We start from the raw sequence: 13,845 nt of genomic DNA on the forward strand, positions 1-13,845 counted from the left end.
TCAGATCTTCGACGACGCCTCGGACAGGACGCTCCGCAGGATCGAGGTGATCTCGCGGAACTCCGGCTGCCCGATGGTGAGCGGCGGGGCCAGCTGCACGACGGGGTCGCCACGGTCGTCGGCCCGGCAGTACAGGCCCGCGTCGAACAGCGCCTTCGACAGGAACCCGCGCAGGAGCCGCTCGGACTCGTCGTCGTCGAACGTGGTCTTCGTCGCCTTGTCCTTGACGAGCTCGATGCCGTAGAAGTACCCGGCGCCGCGGACGTCACCGACGATCGGCAGGTCCTTCAGGGTGTCGAGCTCCGCCTTGAAGAGCGGCGCGTTCTGCTGGACGTTGGCGAGCAGGCCCTCTTCCTCGAAGATGTCGAGGTTCTCCATCGCCACGGCGGCCGACACCGGGTGCCCGCCGAACGTGTAGCCGTGGTAGAAGGTCGTGTCGCCCTTCGAGAAGGGCTCGAACAGCCGGTCGCTGATGATGGTCGCGCCGATCGGGGAGTACCCGGAGGTCATCGCCTTCGCGCAGGTGATCATGTCCGGCACGAAGTCGTACGTGTCGCAGGCGAACATCGTGCCGATGCGGCCGAACGCGCAGATGACCTCGTCGGAGACGAGCAGCACGTCGTACTCGTCGCAGATCTCGCGCACGCGCTGGAAGTACCCGGGCGGCGGGGTGAAGCACCCGCCGGAGTTCTGCACCGGCTCGAGGAACACCGCGGCGACGGTGTCCGGTCCCTCGAACTCGATCATCTCGCGGATGCGCTCGGCGGCCCAGAAGCCGAACTGCTCCTCGGTGCCGCCCGGGAAGCCCATCTCCTCGGCGCGGTAGTAGTTCGTGTTGGGCACACGGAAGCCACCGGGGGTGAGCGGCTCGAACATCTGCTTCATCGCAGGGATGCCCGTGATCGCCAGGGCACCCTGCGGGGTGCCGTGGTAGGCGACCGCGCGGGAGATGACCTTGTGCTTCATCGGCTTGCCCTGGAGTTTCCAGTAGTACTTCGCCAGCTTGAAGGCGGTCTCGACGGCCTCACCACCGCCGGTCGAGTAGAAGACCTTGTTGAGGTCGCCGGGGGCGTGCTCGGCCAGCCGGTCGGCGAGCTCGATCGCGGCCGGGTGGGCGTAGGACCAGATGGGGAAGAAGGACAGCGTCTCGGCCTGCTTCGCGGCCATCTCGGCCAGGCGCTTCCGCCCGTGGCCGGCGGCGACGACGAACAGGCCGGACAGCCCGTCGATGTAGCCCTTGCCGTGGCTGTCGTAGACGTGGTGTCCCTCGCCCCTGACCATGATCGGGACCTCGGCCCCGGCTTGGTTCGCACCGTGGCGGGCGAAGTGCATCCACAGGTGGTCGCGGGACTTGCGCTGCAGGTCCTCGTTGTCGACCGCGGCGAACGGGTCGTAGGAGCCCAACCGTGTGGGCTGTTCGGAGATGGTCATCGCGTTCCCCAGTCGTAGAGCTGTTTGCGGAGTTGCAGGTAGACGAACGTCTCGGTCTCGGCGACCCCCGGGATGGCCCGGATGGTGCCGTTGAGCAGTTCGATGAGGTCGTCGTCGTCCTCGCAGACGACCTCGACCATGAGGTCGAAGCTGCCGGCGGTCATCACGAGGTAGTCGACGGCGGGGAGTCGTTCGAGTGCGTCGGCGACGGTGCGTGTGTCGCCGCTGACGCGGATGCCGATCATCGCCTGGCGGTGGAAGCCCAGTTGCAGGGGATCCGTCACCGCGACGATCTGCATGACGCCGGTCTCGGTGAGCTTCTGCACACGCTGTCGGACCGCCGCCTCGCTGAGACCGACCGCCTTGCCGATCTCGCCGTACGGGCGGCGCCCGTCGGCCTGGAGCCGTTCGATGATCCGTTTCGACGTGTCGTCGATCGGCCCCGGACGTCGTGGTGCTGCCGCCATGGCGGTCAGCATTGCAGGCCTTGTGGAACAAAGGCAAGGGATTCCGTTGTGAACTCCGTGTTTCGCAACGATTTCAGTTGTTACAAGTCTTCCGAACCGCCGTTTTCCGTGCCAGGATCACGGCCATGACCGGAGCCACCACCGCCGGAGCGGCCGCACCGACCGAGCCGTCCACGCGCCCGGGGCAGCGCGCCGCGGACGGAACTGCGGTCCCGCCGGTCCGGAACTTCGTCGGCGGCGACTGGTCGGAGCCGTCCGGTGACGCCACGATCGAACTGATCGACCCGACGAACGAGCAGGTCTACGCGACCGCCTCGGTCTCGACCGCCGCCGATGTCGACCGGGCCTTCGCGGCCGCCGAGACGGCGTTCGCGACCTGGCGTCGGACGACCCCCGGTGAACGGCAGCTCGCGCTCTTCCGCATCGCCGACGCCATGGAGGCCCGAGCGGAGGAGTTCGCGGACCTGGAGTCCCTCGACACCGGCAAGCCCCGGGCCTCGCTCGTGCAGGACGAGATCCTGCTCTCCGTCGACCAGATCCGGTTCTTCGCCGGTGCGGCCCGGAACCTCGAGGGCCGGAGCGCGGGCGAGTACCTCGCCGACCACACGTCGTTCGTGCGGCGCGAACCCGTCGGCGTCGTCGCACAGGTCACCCCGTGGAACTACCCGCTCAACATGGCGGTCTGGAAGGTCGCGCCGGCCATCGCCGCCGGGTGCACGACGGTCCTCAAGCCGAGCGACACCACGCCGCTGTCGACCCTGCTGCTCGCCGAGGTCGCTGCGGAGTTCCTGCCGCCGGGCGTGCTCAACGTCGTCGTCGGGGACCGCTCGACCGGTGGGGCGATGATCGACCACCCGACGCCGCAGATGGTGTCGATCACGGGGTCGGTCCGCGCCGGCATCGAGGTCGCCCGTGCCGCCGCCGGGGACCTCAAGCGCACGCACCTGGAACTCGGTGGCAAGGCGCCGGTCATCGTGTTCGACGACGCGGACGTCGACGCCGCGGTCGCCGGGATCGTGACGGCCGGGTTCTTCAACGCCGGGCAGGACTGCACCGCCGCCACCCGGCTGCTCGTGCAGGACGGGATCCACGACGAGTTCGTGGCGGCGCTCGCCGCGTACGCAGCCGACCACGCCACCACCGGCGGCGCACCGGACGCGCTGTTCGGACCGGTGAACAACGCCGGGCAGCTCGCCCACGTCCGCTCGTTCCTCGACGCGCTGCCGGACCACGCCACGATCGCGCACGGCGGGCACCGCATCGGCGACAGGGGCTACTTCCACGAGCCGACGATCGTCGCGGGCCTTCGGCAGGACGACCACGTGGTGCAGCAGGAGGTCTTCGGCCCCGTGCAGACCGTGCAGCGCTTCCACCACGAGGCCGAGGCGCTCCACTGGGCGAACGACGTCGAGTACGGCCTGGCCAGCTCGGTGTGGACGACCGACCACGGGCGCGCGATGCGCTTCGCCCGCGACCTGGACTTCGGCTGCGTCTGGATCAACACCCACATCCCGATCGTCGCCGAGATGCCGCACGGGGGATTCAAGCACTCCGGCTACGGCAAGGACCTGTCCCAGTACGGGTTCGACGACTACACCCGCATCAAGCACGTCATGTCGTTCATCGGCACGAGCCCGACCAGCTGAACCCGATCGGCCGGGTCCTGACCTCGGCCGCGGCCCCACCCGACCCGCAGGAGGAACCATGGCAACACCCGGCAGCTTCGCCGAACGGGGAGCGGACCTCCGCCTCGACCAGATCACGAAGTCCTTCCCCGGACACACGGCCGTCGACTCGCTCGACCTGACGGTCCCCGCCGGGTCGTTCTTCGCCCTGCTCGGTCCGTCCGGGTGCGGCAAGACGACCACCCTGCGGCTCGTCGCCGGGCTCGAGGAACCGACGAGCGGCACGATCACCCTCGGCGGCAAGGACGTCACCGACACGAAGCCGTACCAGCGTCCGGTGAACACGGTGTTCCAGAACTACGCGCTGTTCCCGCACATGAGCGTGGTCGACAACGTCGCCTTCGGGTTGAAGCGCCGTCGGATCGCCGATCCGATGACGAAGGCCATGGAGGCCCTCCGGCTCGTCGAGCTCGAGGGATCCGCGTCCAAGCGGCCCGCACAGCTCTCGGGCGGCATGCAGCAGCGCGTCGCCCTGGCCCGCGCGATCGTGAACCGTCCGGCGCTCCTGTTGCTCGACGAACCCCTCGGCGCGCTCGACCTGAAGCTGCGGCACCAGATGCAGCTCGAGCTGAAGTCGATCCAGGCCGAGGTGGGGCTGACGTTCCTGCACGTCACGCACGACCAGGAAGAGGCGATGACCATGGCGGACACGGTCGCCGTCATGAACGGTGGCCGGATCGAGCAGATGGGCAGTCCACAGGAGCTGTACGAGCTGCCCCGGACGGCGTTCGTCGCGAACTTCCTCGGCCAGTCGAACCTGCTCGACGGCGAGGTCACGGGCACCGACGGCGACCTGCTCGTGGTCCGGACCGATGCGGGCTCCCTCGCAGTCCCCACCGCACGGGCGGTCACGACGACGGGCCGGGTGCTCGTCGGGGTGCGGCCCGAGAAGCTCAAGGTCCGCACCGCCGAGCCGACCCCCGAGGCCGGACGCAACATCCTCGGGCCGGGCCACGTCGTCGACGTGTCGTTCTCCGGCGTCAGCACGCAGTACCTGGTCGAGGTGCCCGGCGCCGGTCGCGTCGCGGTCTTCGCGCAGAACTCGAAGGGCGGCCCGCGCGTCGCGCGGGGCACCGAGGTCTGGCTCACGTGGGGCGTCGACCACGGTTTCGGCCTGGAGGCGCCCCCCGCGTCGGGCGCGACGCCCACCACCCAGCCCGCACCGGGCCTCCAGTCCGCACCGACCGTGGGAGCCGTCGCGTGACCGGCGGGGCGGACCTGTTCCGAGGGCTCACCTCGGCGCGTGTCAGCCGACGCGGTCTGCTCGCCGGCGGCGGCGCCGCCGCGGTGGCCGCACTGTTGGCCGGCTGCAGCATCAAGGGGTCAGCTGCGTCCCTCGCCGACCACCCCGTCGACTGGCAGCGGTTCTGGGCCGACGCGAGGCCCACGAAGCAGCTGAACTTCGCGAACTGGCCGCTCTACATCGACTCCGACCACGGCAAGTCCGAATCGCTCCGCCTGTTCGAGCAGTCGACCGGCATCAACGTCGACTACCAGGCGGTGATCCAGGACAACGCGACGTTCTTCGCGACCGTGTCCCCGATCCTCCGGGCACAGGGCGCCACCGGGTACGACCTCGTCGTGATGACGAACGGGTTCGAACTCACCCAGATGATCAAGAACGGCTTCGTCTGCGAGCTCGACCACAGCCGGTTGCCGAACTTCGCGAAGAACGCGGGGAAGTCGGTCACGAGCCCCGTGTACGACCCGGGCAACAAGCACTCGGTGGTGTGGCAGACCGGGATCACCGGGCTCGCCTACAACCCGAAGTACATCGACCGGGAGATCACCTCGTTCCAGGACCTGCTCGACCCGGCGTTCAAGGGCCGTGTCGGACTGATGAGCGACAACACCGAACTCGGGTCGCTCGGGCTGCTCGCGAACGGGATCGCGCCCGAGCAGTCCACGCCCGCCGACTGGCGGAAGGCGCAGGCGTGGCTGAAGAAGCTGCGCCCGAACGTCGCCGGCTTCTACGACCAGAGCTACATCAACAAGCTCGAGAACGGGGACACCTGGATCACGCAGGCGTGGTCCGGTGACGTGTTCCAGGCGCAGCAGTCCGGGTTCGAGCACCTGAAGTTCGTCACGCCGGAGGAGGGCCAGATGATGTGGCACGACAACATGCTCATCCCCCGGCAGGCCGCGAACCCGGTGTCGGCGCTCGCCTGGATGGACTTCTACTACACGCCGAAGATCGCGGGCATCGTCGAGGACTACGTGAACTACGTCTGCCCGGTGCCGAGCGCGCAGGAGTACATCCGGACCGACCTCAAGGACGCCACGGTTGCGGAGAGCCCCCTCGTCTTCCCCGACGCCGCGGTGCTCGAGCGGTCGCACGAGTTCCGGGTCTTCAAGAACTACGACGAGTACTCCGAGTGGAACGCCGTCTTCAACGCGGTGGTGCAGTCGTGACCGCCGTCGGCACCGCGGCGCTCGCCGGGACCGGGTCGAACCCGACCCGTCGTCGCCTGCGCACCCCGTTCCTCCTCGCCCTGGTCGGCACCGCGTACCTGTGCGTGTTCTTCGTCATCCCCCTGCTGTCCGGCCTCATCGTCTCGCTGATGTCCGGCAACCCGGACGACGGCTACCGGTTCACCTGGAACTTCGGGATCTACTCGTCGCTGTTCGTGAACCCGCAGGTGCCGTACGCGACCTTCCTGCTCCGGTCGCTCTGGTACGGCCTGGCGGCGACGATCGTCACCATCGCGGTCGGTTACCCGGTGGCGTACTTCATCGCGTTCCGGGTGTCGCCACGGTGGAAGAACCCGCTGCTCATGCTGGTGTTCATCAGCTTCCTGGTGTCGTTCGTCATCCGGACCGACATGTGGGCGTTCGTGCTCGCGTCGCAGGGTCCGGTCGTCACGGCCCTGCAGGCGATCGGGCTCGCGGGGAAGGACTTCCACATCCTCGGCACCTCGGGGGCGGTGATCTTCGGGGACGCGTACAACGACCTGGCCTTCATGGTGCTGCCGATCTACGCGGCGCTCGAGCGCATCGACCCCCGGCTCGGCGAGGCCGCCAACGACCTGTACGCCGGACGCTTCCGGGCGTTCTGGCACACCACGCTGCCGTTGTCACGGTCCGGGGTGTTCGCCGGTGTCCTGCTCGTCTTCATCGACTGCGTGGGCGACCCGGTCAACTCGGCGCTCCTCGGCGGGACGAACACGTACACGATCGGCCAGGCGATCCAGGACGCCTACTCCGGGAACCAGCAGTACAACGTCGCCGCCGCGCTCTCGACCGTGCTCATGGTCGTGCTCGGCATCATCCTGTTCATCTACGCCCGCGTCTCCGGCACCGACGACCTGGAGGACCTCGTATGACCGCCGTCACCCCCACGCGCCAGGGGGCCGCCGCCGCGCCGGCGTCACCCGTCACCGGGACCGCCACCACCGCCACGGGCGGCCGCCGTCGTCGCGGCGGTGCCACGCACCGCGGACCCTGGCTCGCGATCGTCTACTGGGTCGTCATCGGGATCACCCTCGTGCCGATCGCCTACATGGTCGCGTACTCCTTCAACGACGCCCCGACGAACCGGCTCACCTTCGCCTGGAACGGCTTCACGACGTACTGGTACGCGAACCTGGTGAACGTGTCCGGCCTCGGGGCGGCGTTCCTGAACTCCGTCGTGATCGCGGTGCTCGCCGCCGTGGTGTCCGTCGCGATCGGGCTGCCGCTCGCCCTGGCACTGGAGCGGTACCGGTTCCCGGGCCGCGGTGTCGTCAACTCCGTCGTGTTCGCGGACATCGCGGCGCCGTCCATCGTCGTCGGGGCGGCGTCGCTGTCGTTCTTCCTGTCCGTGGGGCTCGGCACCGGGTTCCTGACGATCCTGATCACCCACGTGGCGTTCGACGTGGCGTACGTCGTCGTGGTCCTGCGGGGTCGGATCGCGGGCACCGGCCGTGTGCTCGAGGAGGCGGCGAGCGACCTCGGCGCCACCCCGCTGCAGGCGTTCCGGCTCGTCACGCTGCCGCTGCTGGCCCCGGGTATGCTCGCGGCCGGCCTGCTCGCCCTCGCGATGTCGATCGACGACTACGTGATCACGTCGTTCGTCGCCGGTCCGTCGGTCACCTTCCCCCTGTTCGTGTACGGGGCCGCGAAGGCCGGGATGCCACCGCAGGTGCTCTGCTTCGGGACGCTCGTGTTCGCCGTCGGGCTGCTCGTCGCCCTGCTGAACGGGGCGCTCAACCGCCGGCTTGCACGAACACGGGGGTGATGCCCCCTCCGAGTTCGGGGGGTTGACCGCTCCGGGTGGCCTTCCGCACACTGACACCGGCGTACCGAGGGGTTCGGTGCCGATCAGGGAGGCACCACCATGCGGACGACGTCCGCGACCGCCGGCGCGGTCGCCATCGGGATCGCGCTCAGCGCGGTCGTCACCACGTCGGTCGGGGCGGCCCCGGCCGTCGCGGGCACGACGTCGTCCTGCACGGGCAGCACGATCACCGTCGACGCCTTGTCGACCGGGTGCGCGGTGTCCTCCGGCACCGTCGTCCTGCCCGACGGGCGCCGGTTCGCGGTGCCGTCCGCCGGCACCACCGTCTCGTCGCTGCCGGTCGCCGCGGTCGGGGCCGCCGACCCCGGCGACGTGTCCCTCACGAACACCGGCCGCTCCGGCATCGCCGTGGCCGTCGACGGCTCGTGGTCCGGATCGGAAGCGGCCGTCCGCAAGCAGCGCGCGGTCGAGCAGCACCGGCGCTCGCTGACGGTGTCCGGTCCGATGGCGGCGACCACCACGACGACCACCCCCGCGTCGAGCTGCACGAACCGGACCTACACGCTCCTCGGCTACCACTGGAACGCCCCGGTGCAGTGGCGGTCGAACTCGACCGGTGCGAAGGCGACGGACGTCGCCGCCATCCGGGCCGGCGCAGACGCGTGGACCGGCACGATCAGCACGTGCGGCCGCACCATCACCTCCGGTGCCAGGGACACGTACCTCGGCGGGACGACCCAGGCGCCGGCGGTCAGCGCCACCGGCGGGTGCGGAGCCTCGAACGGCACGAGCGTCACCGGCTGGGGTCCCCTCAAGGCCGGCACGCTCGCGACCACCTGCGTGTGGTCCCGCGGTGGCGTCGCGGTCGAGGTGGACCAGCGCTACACGACCGCGTACGCGTGGTCGTCCGCTTCGACGTGCTCCGGGACACGGTTCGACCTGCGCGGTGTCGCCACCCACGAGTGGGGGCACGCGTACGGACTCGGCCACACGCTGCAGACGAGCGGCCTCGTGATGAAGCCGGCCTCGTCCCCGTGCGACCTGGGCCAGCGGCGGCTGGGGCTCGGCGACGCGTTCGGGATCGACACGGTGTACTGACGCCCGTGCGGTGGCGCGGGTCAGTACCCCGGCTGCTGTCGCCGTCCGCTGCGTTCGGCGAACGCGTCCAGCGCGTCGACGACGTCGTCGTTCACCCAGATGCGGTTGCGCTGCCGTGAGTTGCCGGGCCGGAGCAGTCCACGCTGCACGAGCTGGTCGAACGCGTTCGTGATCACGGGCGGGCTGGCACCGGTCCGTTCGGCGACGAGGCGGGCGTTCAGGACCGGGTGCTCGATCGACAGCCGCACCACCTTCCGCGCCGTGGCGTCGGAGCGGATCCCGGTCAGGCGGTCGTCCCACCGCGCCACGAGCGCCCGGATCTCGGCGGCCAGCCGTTCCGCGTTCCGGAGTCCGGAGAGCGACGCGGCGGAGAACACGTCGACGATGGGGGCGACGCGACCGGTGCGGAACGCGTCCAGCGCACCGAAGTAGGCGTCGACGTCCGTGAGGATCCCGCTGCTGACCGGGATCGTGAGGTGGCGGAGCAGACCGCCGCGACGGAGGATCGCCTGGACCAGCGCCCGGCCGGTGCGACCGTTGCCGTCGGGGAACGGGTGGATCGTCTCGAACTGCGCGTGGGCGACGGCGGCCTGGACGAGCAGCGGCAGGTCGGTCCGCGTGGTGAAGGCGATGAGGTCGTCCATCGCCGCGACGACGCGGTCGTGGTGCGGCGGGACGAACGCCGCGAGGTGCGGGAGCGCCCCGCCGATCCACACCTGCTCCTCGCGGTACCGACCGACGAGGTCCGGCGTCACGTCGTCCAGCAGCTCCCGGTGCATGGCGATCACCGTGTCGTGTCCGATGTCGTCAGCGAGCGCGACCGCCGCTTCCATCGCCCGGACGTTCCGCACGATCTGCGGGGCGTTGCCGGTCACACGCTCGTCGATCTCGGCTTCCGAGATCGCGCGAGCCCCGGCGGTGAGGTGTTCGATCTCCGAGCTGGAGGCCGACTCGCTCCGGAGGAGCACCCCGGAGAACGGCTCGGGGAAGTCCTCGTACTCCGCGTCGAAGCGGGCGATCGCACGTGCAGCGTCGTCGGCGTCGGCGAGGGTCTGCTGCGGCACCACGAACCCGAGCTGGGCGATCCGGGCAGGGATCGCCGCGCGGTACGGCTGTTGCCGGAGCGCACGTTCACGGCGGGTGACGAGGTCCCAGTTGTCGACGCGGGGGAGCATCCGGTCCTCCCAGGCCAGTTCGGTGCTCCCGGTCATCCGTATCCCTTCCGTTTCGGTCTCGTTGTTTAGGTTTAGAGCGTAAACCTAAACAACGGGTTCTGCGCGGTTGGGATCGACGCGGATTCTCTAGGATCGACGACATGACGAGCACGCTGCCCGGGTTCGGCACGGAGCGGATCACGCAGCTCGGACTGCGGGACCGGGTCTACGACCGCGTGCTCGAGGTCCTGATGGGCCACGACGTCGAGCCGGGCATGCGCCTGTCCATCGACGGACTGGCGCGGACGCTCGGCGTCTCCCCGACCCCGGTGCGCGAAGCCCTGGTGCAGCTCGAGCGGACCGGGCTCGTCACGAGGGAGGCGAACAAGGGCTACCGGGTGGCGCCCCCGCTCGCCGGGGACCAGCTCGAGGCGCTGTTCGACGCCCGACTCATCGTCGAGAGCGGCGCCGTGGAGCTCGCCGCGCACGGGGACGTCGCCGTGCTCCGGGCGCACCTGGAGCGAGCCCTCGAGCAGCAGGCCGCGGTCGCTCGGGAGGTGGCCGAGTTCGGGTCGGAGGCAGCGCCCGAAGAACTCGTCGGCCGGTACTTCCGCAGTGACTGGGACTTCCACCAGGTGATCTTCGACGCGACGCGGAACCCGTTCCTCGAGGAGATGTCCGAGATCATCACGACCAGGGTCCACCGGATGCGGCAGCTGGTCGGCGGGGGCGGGGACGACACCGGGCGTGCGGTCGACGAGCACCGGTCGATCGTCGACGCGCTGGGGGTCAGCCCGTCCGCGGCCGTCGCGGCGATGCGCGTGCACATCGACAACGTCCGGATGCGGTCCCGCGCGGACGCGTCGCACGTGTCCTGATCCCGCGAGGGGTTGCGCCCGGTGCTCGTTCGGGTATCTTTCCTATAGGAAAGAGGTTCACCGGAGAACCGCACGACTGCAAAGGAGCACCCGTGGCACTGGACGCACCATCATCCCCGGTCAGCACGGCAGCCGGCACGTCACCGCAGGCCGGCGCGTCGCCGCAGACCTGGGTCGACCAGGACTGGGACCCGACAACCTGGACCGCAGAGACCTGGCCCATCGCGGCCTGCCTGCACGGCTTCGCCCCGATCACCCGCGACGGCACACCGTTCCACGACGCCCCCGCCGAGGTGTGGGACGACGTGTTCACCCAGATCGAGGCCGTCGGGTTCACGCTCGCCGAACTGGCCGACAGCCACATCCGCCCCGCGGACCTCGAGCGGTCCCGGCGCGACGAGCTGTTCGCCATCGCGAAGGCCCACGGCATCGGGATCCCCTCGGTGCACCTGCAGCGCAAGAGCGTCATCCAGCCGGGGCACGAGGCCGAGAACCTCGCCTACGCGCACCGCACCATCGACGCCGCGGCCGAGTGGGGCATGCAGGTGTTCTCCACCGGGCTGCACCAGCCGTTCTCCGAGGCCCAGCAGCGAGCGCTCTGGTTCTGGACGGCACCGGGCCCGAAGGACCCGGACGACCCGGAGGTCCGGAAGGCCGCGGCCTCCCGCCTCCGTGAACTCGGCGAGCACGCGGCCTCCGTCGGGCTGCCGATGGCGCTCGAGCTCTACGAGGACACCTACCTCGGGACCGCGGACAGCGCGGTGCGGCTCATCGAGGAGATCGGCCTCGACACCGTCGGGCTGAACGCGGACGTCGCGAACCTCATCCGCCTGCACCGCCCGGTGGAGGACTGGCGCGAACTGTTCGCCAAGACGATGCCGCACACGAACTACCTGCACGTGAAGAACTACACGCGGGACGAAGCCGGCGACGGCAGCTGGGCGACCAGCGTGCCGAGCACCATGGAGACCGGGCTCATCAACTACCGGCAGGTCCTCCGGGACGCCGTGGCCGACGGCTTCCGCGGCATCGTCATGACCGAGCAGTACGGCGGGGACAGCCTCGGCGTGTGCGCGACCAACCAGCGGTACATCCGATCGGTGCTCGCCACGACGAGCATCGGCACGAAGCACGAAGGAGCAGTCCGATGACCACCACCCTCGACATCGCCGTCGTCGGGTCCGGCTACATGGGCGGCGGGATCGCCCAGGTCCTCGCCCTCGCCGGCCACACCGTCCGGATCGCCGACGTCTCGGCCGAGATCGCGCAGCAGAACCTCCAGCGGCTGCTCGGCGAGACCGCACAGTTCGTCGCGGACGGGCTCTTCCCCGCGGACGCCGTCGAGCGGGTGCGCCCCAACATCACCGCCGCCGAGTCGATCGAGGCCGCGGTCACCGACGCCGACTTCATCGAGGAGGCCGTCCCCGAGAAGATCGCGATCAAGCACGCCACCCTCGCCCGGATCAGCGCCGCCGCCCGCCCGGACGCCGTGATCGGCTCGAACACGTCGACGATCCTCATCGAGGCACTCGCCGAGGCCGTCACCGGTCCCGAACGGTTCCTCGGGGTGCACTTCTCGAACCCGGCTCCGTTCATCCCGGGCGTCGAACTCATCCCGCACCCCACCACCGGGGACGCCGCCGTGGTGCTCGCCGAGACCGTCGTCGCGTCGACCGGCAAGCAGACCGCCCGGGTGAAGGACGCCACCGGTTTCGTGCTGAACCGGCTGCAGTACGCGCTGTTCGAGGAGGCCAGCAAGATCGCCGACGAGGGCATCGCGAGCCCCGACGACATCGACACGATCGTGCGGACGACCTTCGGCTTCCGCCTGCCGTTCTTCGGCCCGTTCGCGATCGCCGACATGGCCGGTCTCGACGTCTACGCGTTCTGCTTCGAGTCGCTGCAGACCCGCTGGCCCGAGCGCTTCGCCACCCCGCCGACCCTGCAGGCGCACGTCGACGCCGGCGAGCTCGGCACGAAGTCCGGCGCCGGGTACCTCGACGTGCCCGCTGACCGCACGCCGGAACTCGTCGCCTACCGGAACCGGGCCTACGTCGCGATGCAGAAGCTCCTCGACGAGCTCGGCCCCGCCCCCATCCACTGAGCACCACCAGGAGCACGGACATGACCGAGCAGAAGACCGTCGTCCTCACCGGAGCCGCATCACCCCGTGGGATCGGCCGCGCCACCGCCCACCACCTGGCCGAGGCCGGATGGGACATCGGGATCATCGACCTCGACCAGGCCGCCAGCGAGGCGGTCGCGGCGGAGATCCGTGACCAGCACGGCGTCCAGGCCGTCGGTGCCGGGGCGAACGTCGCCGACGAGTCGGCCGTGCGTGCGGCCTTCGACACGATCGAAGCCGCGCTGCCGCCCCTCACGGCACTCGTGAACCTGGCGGGGGTGTCCTCCGCCCACGCGTACCTCGACCTGCCCGAGGGGGAGTGGCACCGCGTCCTGTCGATCAACCTCGACGGCGTGCACTTCGCGAGCCTCCGCGCTGCCGAGTCGATGGTCCGGAACGGGTACGGCCGCATCGTCAACCTGTCGTCCGTCTCGGCGCAGCGCGGCGGCGGCACGTTCAGCAAGACGCCGTACACGGTCGCCAAGGCCGGCGTCATCGGGCTCACCCGCGGGCTCGCCCGTGAGCTCGGGCCGCGCGGTGTCACGGTGAACGCGATCGCCCCCGGGCCCATCGACACCGACATCATGGGTGGCACGCTCACCGAAGAGCGGAAGGTCGAGATGGCCGCCGACGGAGTGCTGCCGCGCATCGGGACGCCGCGGGACATCGCGGCGGCGATCGCCTACCTGATCAGCGAGGACGCCGGGTTCGTCACCGGGCAGACGCTCAACGTCGACGGCGGCCTCTACATGCACTGAGCGCGAAGCGCTCCGGGCCGGAACACCGGCCCC

The 13,845-nt window shown here is 70.0% G+C and carries 13 protein-coding genes; 10 read left to right on the forward strand and 3 right to left on the reverse strand.

The window, feature by feature from the left end; genetic code table 11:
• Both J7E22_RS06740 and J7E22_RS06745 read right to left on the reverse strand, forming a co-directional pair.
• Window positions 1–1,431, reverse strand: coding sequence for an aspartate aminotransferase family protein (locus J7E22_RS06740; protein WP_214980090.1), 1,431 nt, complete (start codon window positions 1,429–1,431; stop codon window positions 1–3).
• Window positions 1,428–1,910: an Lrp/AsnC family transcriptional regulator gene (locus J7E22_RS06745; RefSeq protein WP_374193259.1), complete on the reverse strand. Its 483-nt coding sequence runs from the start codon at window positions 1,908–1,910 to the stop codon at window positions 1,428–1,430. The genes J7E22_RS06740 and J7E22_RS06745 overlap by 4 nt, the downstream gene beginning before the upstream one ends.
• Window positions 1,911–2,023: 113 nt before the next feature.
• Between J7E22_RS06745 and J7E22_RS06750 the strand changes: the two genes are divergently transcribed.
• The 6 genes from J7E22_RS06750 to J7E22_RS06775 all read left to right on the forward strand — a co-directional run bounded on the left by J7E22_RS06750 (window position 2,024) and on the right by J7E22_RS06775 (window position 8,897).
• Window positions 2,024–3,544, forward strand: a complete 1,521-nt coding sequence (locus tag J7E22_RS06750; RefSeq protein WP_214980094.1) for an aminobutyraldehyde dehydrogenase — start codon at window positions 2,024–2,026, stop codon at window positions 3,542–3,544.
• A gap of 58 nt (window positions 3,545–3,602) precedes the next feature.
• Window positions 3,603–4,787 (forward strand): ABC transporter ATP-binding protein, encoded by a 1,185-nt coding sequence (locus tag J7E22_RS06755; RefSeq protein WP_214980096.1) that lies wholly within the window; start codon window positions 3,603–3,605, stop codon window positions 4,785–4,787.
• Complete coding sequence (locus J7E22_RS06760; protein ID WP_214980098.1) at window positions 4,784–5,995, forward strand: spermidine/putrescine ABC transporter substrate-binding protein; 1,212 nt, start codon at window positions 4,784–4,786, stop codon at window positions 5,993–5,995. Before J7E22_RS06755 ends, J7E22_RS06760 begins: the two co-directional genes overlap by 4 nt.
• Complete coding sequence (locus J7E22_RS06765) at window positions 5,992–6,906, forward strand: ABC transporter permease (protein WP_214980100.1); 915 nt, start codon at window positions 5,992–5,994, stop codon at window positions 6,904–6,906. The genes J7E22_RS06760 and J7E22_RS06765 overlap by 4 nt, the downstream gene beginning before the upstream one ends.
• Window positions 6,903–7,799, forward strand: a complete 897-nt coding sequence (locus J7E22_RS06770; protein ID WP_214980102.1) for an ABC transporter permease — start codon at window positions 6,903–6,905, stop codon at window positions 7,797–7,799. Before J7E22_RS06765 ends, J7E22_RS06770 begins: the two co-directional genes overlap by 4 nt.
• Window positions 7,800–7,898: 99 nt before the next feature.
• Window positions 7,899–8,897 (forward strand): matrixin family metalloprotease, encoded by a 999-nt coding sequence (locus J7E22_RS06775; protein ID WP_214980104.1) that lies wholly within the window; start codon window positions 7,899–7,901, stop codon window positions 8,895–8,897.
• A gap of 20 nt (window positions 8,898–8,917) precedes the next feature.
• Here the strand turns inward: J7E22_RS06775 and J7E22_RS06780 are convergent, their stop codons facing one another.
• On the reverse strand, window positions 8,918–10,108 hold the full coding sequence (locus J7E22_RS06780) for a Fic family protein (protein ID WP_214980106.1): 1,191 nt from the start codon (window positions 10,106–10,108) through the stop codon (window positions 8,918–8,920).
• A gap of 104 nt (window positions 10,109–10,212) precedes the next feature.
• Here J7E22_RS06780 and J7E22_RS06785 point away from each other — a divergent pair, with 104 nt between their 5' ends.
• The 4 genes from J7E22_RS06785 (at window position 10,213) to J7E22_RS06800 (ending at window position 13,812) form a co-directional block, all read left to right on the forward strand.
• Window positions 10,213–10,929, forward strand: coding sequence for a GntR family transcriptional regulator (locus J7E22_RS06785; protein ID WP_214980108.1), 717 nt, complete (start codon window positions 10,213–10,215; stop codon window positions 10,927–10,929).
• Window positions 10,930–11,021: 92 nt separating this feature from the next.
• On the forward strand, window positions 11,022–12,080 hold the full coding sequence (locus J7E22_RS06790; RefSeq protein WP_308159168.1) for a TIM barrel protein: 1,059 nt from the start codon (window positions 11,022–11,024) through the stop codon (window positions 12,078–12,080).
• A complete protein-coding gene (locus tag J7E22_RS06795; RefSeq protein WP_214980110.1) occupies window positions 12,077–13,033 on the forward strand; it encodes a 3-hydroxyacyl-CoA dehydrogenase family protein in 957 nt (318 codons plus the stop codon). Before J7E22_RS06790 ends, J7E22_RS06795 begins: the two co-directional genes overlap by 4 nt.
• Before the next feature lie 20 nt (window positions 13,034–13,053).
• Complete coding sequence (locus J7E22_RS06800; RefSeq protein ID WP_214980112.1) at window positions 13,054–13,812, forward strand: SDR family NAD(P)-dependent oxidoreductase; 759 nt, start codon at window positions 13,054–13,056, stop codon at window positions 13,810–13,812.
• Window positions 13,813–13,845: the final 33 nt, after the last annotated feature.

The sequence above is a fragment of the Curtobacterium sp. ISL-83 genome (genome assembly GCF_018613895.1).
Taxonomy (GTDB): domain Bacteria; phylum Actinomycetota; class Actinomycetes; order Actinomycetales; family Microbacteriaceae; genus Curtobacterium.